Annotated in this window: 12 protein-coding genes; all 12 read right to left on the reverse strand. The window is 57.1% G+C overall.

The features are described from left to right. Positions 1–10: 10 nt before the first annotated feature. The 12 genes from J4772_RS22245 to J4772_RS22300 all read right to left on the reverse strand — a co-directional run bounded on the left by J4772_RS22245 (position 11) and on the right by J4772_RS22300 (position 12,029). Positions 11–457, reverse strand: a complete 447-nt coding sequence (locus J4772_RS22245; protein ID WP_116061454.1) for a phage tail protein — start codon at positions 455–457, stop codon at positions 11–13. A gap of 9 nt (positions 458–466) precedes the next feature. Further along, positions 467–727 carry a DUF6760 family protein gene (locus tag J4772_RS37605; protein WP_342772493.1) on the reverse strand — a complete coding sequence of 87 codons (261 nt, stop codon included), beginning with the start codon at positions 725–727 and terminating at the stop codon, positions 467–469. Then, positions 658–1,038: a phage tail assembly protein gene (locus tag J4772_RS22255; protein WP_209071435.1), complete on the reverse strand. Its 381-nt coding sequence runs from the start codon at positions 1,036–1,038 to the stop codon at positions 658–660. The genes J4772_RS37605 and J4772_RS22255 overlap by 70 nt, the downstream gene beginning before the upstream one ends. 664 nt (positions 1,039–1,702) lie before the next feature. Beyond that, positions 1,703–2,137, reverse strand: a complete 435-nt coding sequence (locus J4772_RS22260) for a phage tail protein (RefSeq protein ID WP_116061456.1) — start codon at positions 2,135–2,137, stop codon at positions 1,703–1,705. A 129-nt stretch (positions 2,138–2,266) separates the two neighbouring features. Further along, on the reverse strand, positions 2,267–3,979 hold the full coding sequence (locus tag J4772_RS22265) for a phage tail sheath family protein (RefSeq protein ID WP_116061457.1): 1,713 nt from the start codon (positions 3,977–3,979) through the stop codon (positions 2,267–2,269). Positions 3,980–4,133: 154 nt separating this feature from the next. Next, positions 4,134–4,940, reverse strand: coding sequence for a hypothetical protein (locus tag J4772_RS22270; RefSeq protein ID WP_209071436.1), 807 nt, complete (start codon positions 4,938–4,940; stop codon positions 4,134–4,136). 5 nt (positions 4,941–4,945) lie between these two features. Continuing rightward, positions 4,946–5,521, reverse strand: a complete 576-nt coding sequence (locus tag J4772_RS22275; RefSeq protein ID WP_116061459.1) for a Pvc16 family protein — start codon at positions 5,519–5,521, stop codon at positions 4,946–4,948. A gap of 87 nt (positions 5,522–5,608) precedes the next feature. Beyond that, positions 5,609–7,828 carry an ATP-binding protein gene (locus J4772_RS22280; RefSeq protein WP_209071437.1) on the reverse strand — a complete coding sequence of 740 codons (2,220 nt, stop codon included), beginning with the start codon at positions 7,826–7,828 and terminating at the stop codon, positions 5,609–5,611. A gap of 65 nt (positions 7,829–7,893) precedes the next feature. Next, the gene (locus J4772_RS22285) at positions 7,894–9,255 is read right to left on the reverse strand and encodes a PP2C family protein-serine/threonine phosphatase (RefSeq protein ID WP_116061461.1); all 1,362 of its coding nucleotides are present in this window, start codon (positions 9,253–9,255) and stop codon (positions 7,894–7,896) included. Positions 9,256–9,285: 30 nt separating this feature from the next. Then, positions 9,286–9,624, reverse strand: coding sequence for an STAS domain-containing protein (locus J4772_RS22290; protein ID WP_116061462.1), 339 nt, complete (start codon positions 9,622–9,624; stop codon positions 9,286–9,288). A 37-nt stretch (positions 9,625–9,661) separates the two neighbouring features. Then, a complete protein-coding gene (locus tag J4772_RS22295) occupies positions 9,662–10,096 on the reverse strand; it encodes an ATP-binding protein (protein ID WP_209071438.1) in 435 nt (144 codons plus the stop codon). A gap of 265 nt (positions 10,097–10,361) precedes the next feature. Next, on the reverse strand, positions 10,362–12,029 hold the full coding sequence (locus J4772_RS22300; protein ID WP_209071439.1) for a LamG-like jellyroll fold domain-containing protein: 1,668 nt from the start codon (positions 12,027–12,029) through the stop codon (positions 10,362–10,364). Positions 12,030–12,183 lie beyond the last annotated feature (154 nt).

Genomic DNA, 12,183 nt, shown 5'->3' on the forward strand with positions numbered 1-12,183 from the left:
CCCGTAGCTTCTATGCTCTAAATATCGCTTTTACTCCGTTATGTACTAATTCGATCGTCTCGATCGCCACCTCGCTGGAGGAGGCGATCAGGCTGGGGCCGCTCCATTTGACCGGATACGCGTCGAAAAAATTCCAACGACACAGCTCCGCCCCGTCCTGCTTATATAGAATGATCGAGCCGCTTTTGCGGGTCACCGTTCCTTGCGACGCCTGCGCGTACCAATTCCACAGCTCCTGCGAGGAGCTCAGTCCTCGCTTGAGCGTAATCGTCGAATTCCTGACGCCTTTGGGCAGCCGATGAACGTACCCGTTAACGCCGCCCTCTCGGATTTCCTCATATTCAATTTGCGATTCCAGGCCATGCGCCTCGGAAAAGCCGGCGACAAGCATGCCGTCAAGCTCGACGGCGAAGCGAAACGCCCCGTTCACCCTATGTTGCGCTGCAGCTGCGGCCACGTTCCGTCGTCACCTCTTTCCGAATACGTCGAACACGTTTTGTTTATCCGGCTCGTCGTTAAGCTTGCGGTTGATTTTCGAGATTTCGTCGCACCATCTGCGCCGCTCTCGATGCTCCATATTCATGATCTCATCGTGGGGCCAGTGAAAATAATAGGCGATGAAGCCGACTTCCTCGTAGATTCTCTCGGGAGAATAAGCTACGAGAGGCCCTCCGTTACGGATAAAAAATCGACTTCCACCTCGTACTCGTGATCGCATTTCGGACATGTCGTGTGCAGCTTCGGCGATTCCAAATCGTTGATCTGTCTGTACAGATTTTGCAAATACGCCAGATCGGCGGTAAACAGCTTCTCTACCGTTTTCGTATCGACGTGTTTGACTTCCCCAAGCCGGGTTATGACGCGAGCCAGCAAAATAATCGTCAGGTAGCTCTGGTTCTGCTGTACGCGAGGGTCCCTCATCGGCAAAATTTCGTCCGCAGCGGTCGCAAGCCGCATGACGCCGCGCTTGTGCAAGTTGCCGCTGTCGTCCACATAGCCGCGCGGCAGCTCGAATTCGTATTCCGTCTGAAAAGCCATCGTTAACTCACTCCTTGCTTCAATCGTCGCCAAGCACAAACAGCTTCCGCCGTTCTTGGAATCGGTGCAGTATCGTTTATGGCGGAGGGGATTCGGGTAAGGGTAAGTATCCTACCTATTCTGTAAAAAACGCAACACGATTCGGGGGGAGGTGTGTCTATTCTACGAAAACCGCAACGCGCTCTTGGTAGCACGCATTTTTAAAGCGGAAAATCCGCTCTATTCCCGCCGCCGCGCCCTTTTCAAGCGATTTAAAACGGAAAACCCGCTCTAATTCTGCGATTTTCACCTTTTGAAAAAATTAAGGTAGACTTTCCGCTTTAAATCGCCGCTTTCGCCCCCTGAGCGAAAATTAAGCCGGGCTTTCCGCGCTAATTCGCAACCTGCTCCCCTTCAACTGCCGGTGATTCATACTTTCTTATCTATTAAAAAAAAGCAAAACAAGAGAGAGGGCCTCCCTTGTCGGTAAACGCTATTCCGTTCGTTATTGCCGCAACGGGGTTCCCGACCGGACTGCCCGTCTGCGCAGCACCCCGGTGCGGGGGATGCCGCGCGCTGCCGGACTCTCTTATTCCGTAATGCTCCGCTTCCGGTTGTCCGCCCTAATAGAGTAGAAAACCGAACGCATCATTCAAATCTATTCGAGGTTGTTGAGCTCGCTCTATTAAGCGGTGCGAGTCATGCCCTCATGAGCAAGCTCAAGCAGCTCGATCGCCACTTCCGCGCCCGATCCGTTAAAGGAAGGAGCCGTGTAGCGAACCGGCCAAGCCTCGATGACTTGCCATGTCGCCACGTCGCCGCCTTCCTCGTCGATGGCGATAATCGTGACGGTCTTGCGCTCTACCGTGCCGTTGATGCACTCTTGAACCCACTCGTACAGCTCCATCGATTCGGTAGCGCCCCAACGCAGCGTAATATTGCCGTACCGGGCAAGACCCGGAAGCTTGCGAGGCGTAATGACCTCATTTCCCTCGCGATATTGCACGACGTCGAAGGAGGCGTCGAACCCTGCGACTTCGCTGAAGCCGGCCTGCTCCAATCCTTCAACCTCCACACGGAACCTAAAATTGCGGTATGGATCATTGCGTTCTCCTGGCATGGATATCCTTTATCCCCTTCCGTTCATTTTGGAAACTTACTCAAATTCTCGTTCTCGCGTCTCAAACGGACTTTTCAGGCCTATATCGTCCATACCTGAAAACAGTCCGCTCGAGCCTATGCCGTCCGATTACTCGGAGCCGGTTTTCTGCGTGATGCGGAAGACGACGAATTCGGCCGGTTTCACCGGAGCGACGCCGATGACGCAGATCAAGCGTCCATTGTCGATGTCGTCCTGCGTCATCGTGCTGCGGCCGATATCGATGTAGAACGCCTCGGAGGCGCTGCTGCCCATCAATGCGCCGTCGCGCCAGATCCGCGTCAAGAACGCGTCGATCGTACGCTGAACGCGGGCCCACAGCTGCTCGTTGTTCGGCTCGAACACGACCCAGTTGGTGCCGCCCTTGATTGACTCTTCGAGGAAAATGAACAGACGGCGAACGTTGACGTATTTCCATAGCGTATTGGAGGAAGCCGTGCGAGCGCCCCATACGCGGATGCCTTGACCCGTGAAGGAACGGATCAGGTTGACGCCAGCCGGGTTAAGGATGTCCTGCTCGCCCTTGTTGTACTGTACGTCCAGGCCGACTACGCCGCGCAGCACTTCGTTCGCTGGAGCTTTCTGCACGCCGCGAGTCGTATCGGAACGGGAGTAGATGCCGGCGATCGTACCGGACGGAGGAACGAAAATGTTCCGTTTGTCCAGCGGATCGAATACCGACAGCCACGGATTGTACAGCGCGCAATAGCTGGAATCGAACAGGTTACGGTGCGTCATGACGTCCGCTACCTTCGTTTTCTCGCGCGGAATGTCGAGAATGGCGAAGCGACTGCCCAGGTTCTCGCAGTGCGCGACAAGGGACAACTGCACGTTAGCGTCGGTTACGCCCGGAATCGCCATAATGCTGACGACATCGTTGTCGATAAACGCCTGAATGCCCGTGCGGCGTCCAGGTCCGCGGTCTTCGCCGATAAAATCGCCGGCGGAGATGCCGTCGACCGAGCCGTCGCTGCCTCCGGACAACACGAACTCAACCTTGCCCGAAGCGCCTGCGCCGGATACCGTCTCGAACGGATGCGTAGCGTCAGTCGACAAGACCAATGCCTGCACGTTCACGAGATTCGAGCGTCCCGCAACCTTCTCAACGAACGTCGGAGCTTCCGGATTCAAGCTGACTTTCTCGAAGCTGTCCACTTCGTCGTTATAAACGACATGCAGCGTAAATTCGCACGTCGACAACACTTTCGTAGGCAGCAGCGCCGCATCCACGACGTCGCCCGACAGCTCTTCGGCCAGCTCGATCACGTTGCCCTGCACGCTGACGACGCGATTGTACTGCGTCTCTCCTCCGGCATTAAAGGCAACGACATCGCCTGCGTAAAATCCGCCGGCGTTCTTGACGCGATAGCGCCGTTCCGTCACTTCGTAGATTTGCGTTTTCGCTTTGCTGGCGTCTGTAATGACGACTTTCACCAGGTTGCCCCAGGCTCCCGGATTTTTCGCCGTGATGCCGAGCTTCTCCGAGACGGAGCCCGTGTTCTGGGCAGGCTTCGCGTCCGAAGGAGCGACGCGCATGACGTAACAGCGAGAACCGCCGTTCGTGAAAAACTGATCTACCGCATAAGCCAAATAACGGTAGCTGCCAAATACGCTCTCGGACAAATAGGAACCGAAATTGCGCTGGAAATCGGCCGGGCTCGTTATGAGCAGCGGCAACCCTTCTACGGCTCCTCGCTGAGCGAGCCCAATGAAACCGGCCGTGCTTGTGCTTACGCCTTCGAGCGGCTTGGAGCCGCTCTCGAATTCCTCCACGTATACCCCAGGCGACAAATACTCTGCCATGATCCCCGGTTTCTCCCCGTTACGTATGTATGTATTTACTGTATCTAGCTGCGCGTAAGGGGAAAACCAGTTCCTCCTCTCAATATGGGTTTATCTTATCGTCAACCGGAAACGCCCTGCCTGGCGGCACTTCGTCCAATCAACGCCATGCCCTTCATTCAACGCCGACGGTAAACGCCGGCAAACGCGTGACTTTGCCGCCTTCCGCTTGCCAGACGGCGCGCCACCTCTGATCCTTCATCGCGATCTCCGCATGAATGCGGCAAACTGCCGGTAGCAGTCCCCGAAACGGTAAAATCGCCAAGCCAGCGGCATCGCTCGTCGCACGAACCGCCGGCAACAGCCGGGTCCCGCGGCTCCACGTCCCCATTATCGGCCGGTCCAGCGCCATAACGGTCGGCTGCTCCGTCCAATCCGTCACGCGATTCCACTCCAACTCCGATCCGTCCCGATCCTTCAGCACGAACGCGTCTCCGGGAGCCAGCCTCCCGTGCCCCGGCGCAATTTTCAACCGTTGCCCGTCGCCTCCGCTCCGCTCTTCCGCCAAGCGGCCCCTGACCGCCATTTCGTCATCCAGATAGGCCGTTATCTCCGCGCCTTGAAGCGGCAGACCGTCCGCATCGCGAAGCTCGACGATCGCCCCGGTGCCGGCAGCCGGAGGCACATAGGCCCGGTCGGGCTGCAAGCTTACCGTTATCACTGGCGGAGAAGCGCCGTTCGCGGGCAACACGATCTCCTCGCGCACTTCCCGATACACGGGCGATGCGATCGCAAGCGTGCAGCGCTCGCTCGGCACATCGAGAAAAACATAGCTGCCGTCCGAGCTTCGCAGCGGCTTGCGGTCGATACCTTCCAGCGATACGCTCAGCGAGGAAGGAAGCGGAGCCTTCCCGGTCCAAATATCGAACGGCCTTACCGCCAGCGAGCAGCGGGTGACGAACGTTCTCTCGGCTCTGTCCACTCCCGTCAGCCTCCCTTGTCGCGCAGCGTAATGTGCCGCTCGAGAACGCGGGAGCCCGGCTTGACGCGGTTCGATTCGAGCAGTACGGGGCCGACGCGGTAGAGGAGCGAAAGCTTGTACGGATTGTCTCCGAACTGCCACAGCTGCGTCAGTTGATCCGTATTCAAATTTTCGTGCGTGATCCGCAGCTCTTCCCCGTTTTCCAGCAGCGTCCCTTCCAGATAAGGGCTGCGCAGCACCGAATTGTCGTACAGCGCTTGCATCGCTTTGCCCAATATCCGGTGCTCGTCCAAAATCCGCGTATGCAGATCGGCGGCGGAATGCGCTGTCAACATATACTGCAGGTCGACGGCAAGCGGCGGATAACGAAGCACGCCTCCTTGCGGCAGCATCTCGTTGCGTCTGGCCTCTCCGTTCTCCCGTATACTGCACAGGTAGAGCGTCAGCGCCAAATCTCCCTTATCGACGGGCGAAGCCATGCCGATCAGGTCGGGCCGGGGAACTGGGTCCGGAGACAGATGTTCGCGCAGCAGCTTGAGCAGGCTTAAGCCGACGTCGGCGACAACGGTATACCCTCCGATACTGGCTCCTCCTCCCCGTCAAAATCTGAAAAATTTCTAAAAAATCCTACTTTTCGACTTTATTATAGCGATAAAATGTCAGGGTGACTATCCATATATTGTGTTTTCTTCGTCTAAATACGGGGAAAAACTTTCTTTCACAAGGATTTTCCCCATTTTTCTCAATTCCTGCCTGGCCGCGCGAACGAAATGCTCCATCGCAATCGGCTTTCCGGAGCCTGCGGCCAGGAACGCAGCCGCCAGCGCAATATTCTTAATGTAGCCCCCGGACACCTCCAGCCGCGCGGCCAGAAACGCCAAATCGACCTCTTCCGACACCGGGGCCTGCGGGGGAATGTGCACGCGGAATATTCGCTCCCGCTCCTCTGCGTCGGGAAAAGGAAACTTCACGACAAAGCTCATCCTGCGGATCAGCGCCTCGTCCATGTTCTGAAGCAGGTTGGTCGCCAGAATCGATACGCCTTCGTACGCCTCGATTCGCTGCAGCAAGTAGGCAGCCTCCAGGTTGGCGTATTTGTCGTGCGCGTCCTTCACTTCCGTCCGCTTGCCGAACAACGCGTCGCCCTCGTCGAAAAACAAAATCGCGCCGCTGTTTTCCGCCTCCGCGAACAGCTCGCTAAGTCGCTGCTCCGTCTCGCCGATATATTTGCTGACGATTCTCGACAGGTCGATCCGATACAGCTCCAGCCCCAGCTCTCCGGCAATAATCTCGGCGGCCATCGTCTTGCCTGTGCCGGGAGGACCGGCGAACAGCAGACTGAGCCCTTTGCCGTACGGCAGCTTGCGGCCGAAGCCCCACCGCTCGTACACCGTCTCGCGGTGCAAATAACGATCGCACGCTTCGCGGATAAGCGAATACGGCTCGTCGGCGAGAATGAGATCGTCCCAAGTTCTCGCCGGCATGATTCGGTCGGCCAGCTGTGCCAGCCGGTGTCGGAATTGGCCGCGGCATGCCGCCTCGATCTCGCTTCGCTCCGGCAGCCCTCCACCCCGGCCCGACGCCAGCGCCAACGACTGCCTCCAAGCCCCGCCGATCTGGCCGGGGGTAAACCGATACTTGTCCGCTAGCTCCCGCCATATCGTCGGCGCATAGCTGCCTTCGACGTCCATCGCCTCCGCCCGCCAGAACGCCTCGCGGACGAAAGCCGTCGGAACGCCGACTTCGCCGTAAATCCAGCCCGCCCCGTCCGGAACCGGCAGCTCCGAGGGCTGACGCCGAATATGCGACGTCCAGCCGATTAGAGGCTTGTCCGCAAAGCGGAGATAGCGATTCAGCGCCGCTTCCATCGCTTCAAGATGCGGAATTTCCGAGCCTGGGGCCGCGTGCTCCTCCCTGAACACGATGGCGGCTCCGGTCAGCACCGCTTCGCGGACGATCCGCCCCAGCGTCGCCTCCGCCCGATCCGCGTCTGCGGGAAGATTGCGAACGCGCACGACAAGCAGCCTCTGCCCTCTCGCCGCGGCCAAATGAACGAAACGCAGCCGCTTGCCCCCTCCCGGCGCACCGGACAGATGAACGAACGGCACAGATCCTTGCGCCGCATCCCCGCCGTCTGCCAAGCCCCGCAGCGACTGCATAGCCGGATCGTCCGGCACAAGCAGCGGCAGCGCATCGGGCGGCTGCGGCTCATGCGCCTCTGCGATGCCTTCGAGACGAGCGTCCAGCGTCTCCGTACGCAGCAAATAGCTGATCGTCCGCTCGTCCAGCCGCAGCGTCGTCTTCAGCTTCGGCCGGGACATTCCGGCCGCTCCCCCGCCCGGCTCGTCCGGTTCCAGCAGCAGACTCCGCAGCGCTCCTGCCCCGCTGAGCCGTCTGCCGGCATTGGCCGCCTCTTCTTGCGAATCGCAAAGAAGCCGATAAGCCAAATCCGGCGTCGGCGCTTTGCACGTAATGTCGTCGTTAAAATAGGCGTACCACTTCTCGTATTTCCGGCTCATCTCCGCAGCAAGGCACAGTATGATCAGACGGCGTTCCCAGACGGTCAGGCGAAGCCTTGCGCACAGCAGCGCCAAAGGCAGTTCGACGCCGGCCTTTCCGGAAGCTTCGGCGGATCGAGCGATTTCCCGCTCGCGGATTCGGCGCTCGAGGACATACAGCCGCCATTCCTCCGGCGGAGCGTCCTCGTCGTCCCGCTCCGATTCCATCAACTCCTCCGCCGTCACGACAAGCCCTCTCGGACCGATCGACGGCTGCGCGAACGGATTGCCGCCGCCCAGCTCGAGCAGCAGCAGAAGCCCTGCGTCCAGCCAAGCCAGCTCGGCGCGCAGATGCTCTTGCGCGTTCAGAAACGGTTCAACATTTGCCACTTCCTTATTGCTCCCCCTTCAACCGCTTAGGGCGTGTATGCATACTCCGAGAATAGCAGATTGCCCTAGCGCCTCATCAGCGTCAGCACCGCAATGTCGTCGGACTGCGGCGCCCCGTCCGCAAACATGAAGACGTGCATAAGCAGCGCATCGATCGTCTCGGCGCTGGACATACCCGACGTCATGCCGAGAAATTCCCGCAGACGATCGGACGAATACTGCTCCTGCGCCGCATTCTCCGCCTCCGTAATTCCGTCCGTATAGAGCAGCAGCCGGTCGCCGGGCTCCAGCGACAGCTTCGCGTCGTGATAGACGGCATCCTCCATCGCCGCGAGCGGCAAGCTTTTTTTCAGCTTCACCGGCTCGATGCTGCCATTGGCGCGCACGACGTACGGCGTACAGTGCCCGCCTTCGCTCATAACTAACTCGCCCGTGGAGCAGGTGTACACGCCGCAGACGATGGTCGCGAACACAAGCGGGTTGTCCCGCGCCAGCTCGTCGTTAACCGCCGTCAGCAGCTCGCCGGGCGACTGGCCCGGGCCCATTTTCCCCTTGAGCAGCGTTAGCGTGACCGCCATGAACAGCGCAGCCGGGATGCCCTTGTCCGACACGTCTCCGAGCGCGAAAAACAGATGGTCGTCGTCGATCTTGAAGAAATTATAGAAATCTCCTCCGACTTCCTTCGCCGACTTAAGCAGCGCGCAGACGTCATACGGCTCGTAGGCCGAAGGCATCGTCCGCGGAAGGAAGCTCATCTGAATCGTGCCCGCCACCTGCAGCTCGCTCTCAAGACGCTCCTTGATCGCCGTCGTCGAACGCAGCTCCGCAAGCGACTCTTCGACCTGCGCGTACAGCCGCGCATTTTCCAGCGCGACCGCCATCGGTCGGGATACCTGTTCGAGCAGCATCCGGTCGCGGACCGTGAACTTGCCGCCCTTCTTGTTGATGACCTGCAGCACGCCCTCGACTTTATTGCGGTTAACGATCGGCACCGTCAGCAGATTGCGAGTTTCGAAACCGGTTTTCTCCGCGACCCGATTGGACCATCTCGGATCGTTCCCCGTATCGTTGACGATCAGACTGTGGCCGCTTTGCGCCACATGTCCGGCGATCCCTTCGCCGGGCTTCAGTCGGATTTCCCGAACCTGCGCCCCCTTCTCCCCTTGGGCAAGCTCAAAAAACAGCTCGTCCGTCTCGGGATCGAGCAGCAGCACGGAAGCCGCTTCGACCGGCAGCACCCGCTTGGCCGTATTCATGATCAGTTCCATCTGCTCGCCGCGTTTCAGCGTCGAGTTCAACTGCATGCTGATCTCCAGCAGCGCTTTCATCCGGCGCAGCCTCATTCGCACCAGTGCGTACACCGCTCCCGCTCCGACCGCCGCTCCGGCAAGCGCGCCGATGCCCGCGGCCACCCATTGTCCATCCATGCGATCACCTATTTTTCGCCGACGCGCGGCTTAAGCTTTTAATCGTTCAAGCGCCTCTTCCGTCGAATCCGCCGTTTCCAGAATGCTCAGAAAGCCTGACATTTCGAACACGTCGCGGACTTGGTCGTTCATGCTCGCGCAGATAAGCCTTCCCTGCAGGCTTCTGACTTTTTTCGCCGCTACCAGTACGACGCGCAGTCCTGCGCTGCTTATGTACTGCATCGCCGAGAAATCGAAAATGAACCGCGTATTGCCCTCCCCGGCCAGAGCCAGAAACGAAGACTCCGCCGTCTGCGCGTGCTGCCCGTCCAGCCGCCCCTCTATGCTCATAATGGCCGCGCCTTCGCGCTGCGTCGTTACGATAATCATCGATAATCTCCTCCCGAATGCGTTGAACTTCCTCTTTCTATAGAAGCTTGCGAAGAATGATCCGGTTGCCCGTCTCCGTGCGCTCGTAGATCATTTCATTCATCAGCCTTCTCACGAAAAAAATGCCGAGTCCGCCGACCGACCTCTGCTCCAGATCCAGCGAAACGTCCGGCTCGCCAAACTCCAGCGGGTTAAACGGGACGCCCCCGTCCTCCAGCCTGACTTCAACCTCGGCCGGCAACGACTGCACAGATAGCGTAATGACATGCCGCCCCCCTTGCGGGAAGCCGTAATTGATCGTATTCGTCAGCAATTCCTCGCAGCTCAGCGTCATGTCGAATTTCAAACGGTCGGGCCAATTGGCGCGCTCGCCGATCTCCTCGAAAAAAGCGTGCAGCCGCCCCAGTTCATCCAGCCGATTGTCCAGCCGTATGACCGCCTTTCCGCAGCCGTTCTCATCCTTGTCCGTCATCGCGCCACCTCCGCTCCCATTCGTCGACACCTATCGTAGTTTCCGCTTTATTTATCATAACATATTGATCTGCCATTCTAATGCAATTTTTGACGAAATTCGGAATGATATGAAGATTGTCCTCTAAGCCTGTAATCACTTTTTTAAAATGAGGGGCTGTCCCCTAGGCCAACCAAGTTGCTGGGAATCGATGAACAAGATGAAGGGGATTGTCCTTCTTTGTCTATCAATTATTTCAAGCAACTCTGCTTAAGGGACTTACGGCTCAAGATGCCGTAAAATCAAATCTCTCCGCAAAATGAAACGCAATCTCGTACTGATCCCCCGGACCTGCCAAAAATTTCACATCCAGGTAAGAGCGCTGCTCATCCGCCAGACTGGCTACATAGGGAGAAAAAGTTTTCAGTCGAATTTCGTTGTTGCGCTCGTCGAACTCGAAGAAAGAAGTCCAGCCGTTCCCGCCCGCAATATCCGATTGGTAGTTTGACAGCACCCGCAATACGTCTTTGCCGGCTGTATTCCGCTTGACGTTCAGGCCGGCGCCGCTAATATGACCTCCTATCATCATGAACACTTGGCTGTAATCTTTCACTAGCTCGTTCCAGACCTTTGCGCCCTGCCCGCCTTCCGAGATTACGCCGTCGTCGCTAATCGTCAAAATATCATGAGAAACGATAACCGTGGGAATCTGTTGATTCGTATCCAGAACCGTTTGCGCCCAGTACCTCTCGTTGGCGTTGCTCTCCTTGTCTCCAACCGAATCCACCGCGAGGAACATGTACTGGTAACTGCCCGCACGGATGATTGAATACGAGCTTAATCCTGAAGGGGACGCCCCCTTAAAGTAAGACTTCCCGGCAAACCTGGGTGCCCCGAAAGTGTCGAGATATCCTGTCCCGTTTAGATCGTGGTTTCCCCGAGTTACAACGTATGGCGCATTCGCCCGATCCAAAATTTGAAACGCTCGATTGGCGGACTCCCATTCTACCGGCGCGCTGGATTGCGTGGAATCGCCCACATTCACCGATATAGCAATGTTGTACGGCTCGTAATGATTGGCGATAAACTCTAATTGCTTCTCTAAAATTTCCGGTTTGGATTGGACGACATACTGGGGATCGGGGATTATTGCGAATGTATAGGTTCCCGGCGCAAACAGCTCCAAATCGTCGTTGGTTCCGTAGTCGACCCTATAAGCAAATTCAGTCTTGAAAAACTCGCTCGGAGCGAGTGCCCGATTCATCACGCGGATTCGTTTTATTTCCCCGAGAAATAAGCTGATAGGCTCAAAATCCCACTCATTAGCGCCAACATTCCATCCTCTATTCGCCTCACCTGCGATTCCGCAGATGGAATCTGCAAGCGGATTACGAATCGATTCCACACCATTGACGAACATTCGGGTTTGGCGGCCATCGTTTACAACGGCTACGTGCGTGTAATCTTCCGATTTAGCCCACGCTCGAATCGCGCCCAAGGCATTAGACCAATTGGTCCACAATTCCGGACGATTCGATGGCGTGCTTGCCCATTGAATTTCCCCAACGTTGGAGATGGCTAGCAGCGAAAGCGGTTCTTGCTCCACCGAGTTATTCCCAAGACGAGTCAAAATCCCCATCCAATCGTTGATGTCGGGACCTAGTTTAAACTCCGCTTCAATTGTAAAACCGGCCGCAAACTCCTCCAAGTTGATTGGAGCGTCGGCAACGGTTGTCAGATAGTACCCCGTCTTTCTCGCATTGGCAAAAGCCAATCCGCCGTTCTCTATAAACGACAACGATTCTGTAATGGGCGAACCGGCGACAGCCATCATCAGTTCGTTACCGTTGCCGCTTGCGTCTTGGATGACCATATTGCCGAATTCGATCGAAGTTCCCTGAGAAACATACCGTTCTGAAAATATCCAATCCGCAACCGTTTCATTTATCCGCATATTTTCCGTTCTTCCCCCAATTTTTCAGATTCAATAGTACGATTGATACGACTGTTCGCCTGCTTCCTCTCAATTTTCTGGTATCGTTTCCAGAATAGGCTCTTTTTCTATTTTAACCTCACTCAGCAAGCTTGCAGCCTCTTTTGATCGCTGT

The sequence above is a fragment of the Cohnella sp. LGH genome, from assembly GCF_017671885.1.
GTDB lineage: Bacteria > Bacillota > Bacilli > Paenibacillales > Paenibacillaceae > Cohnella > Cohnella phaseoli.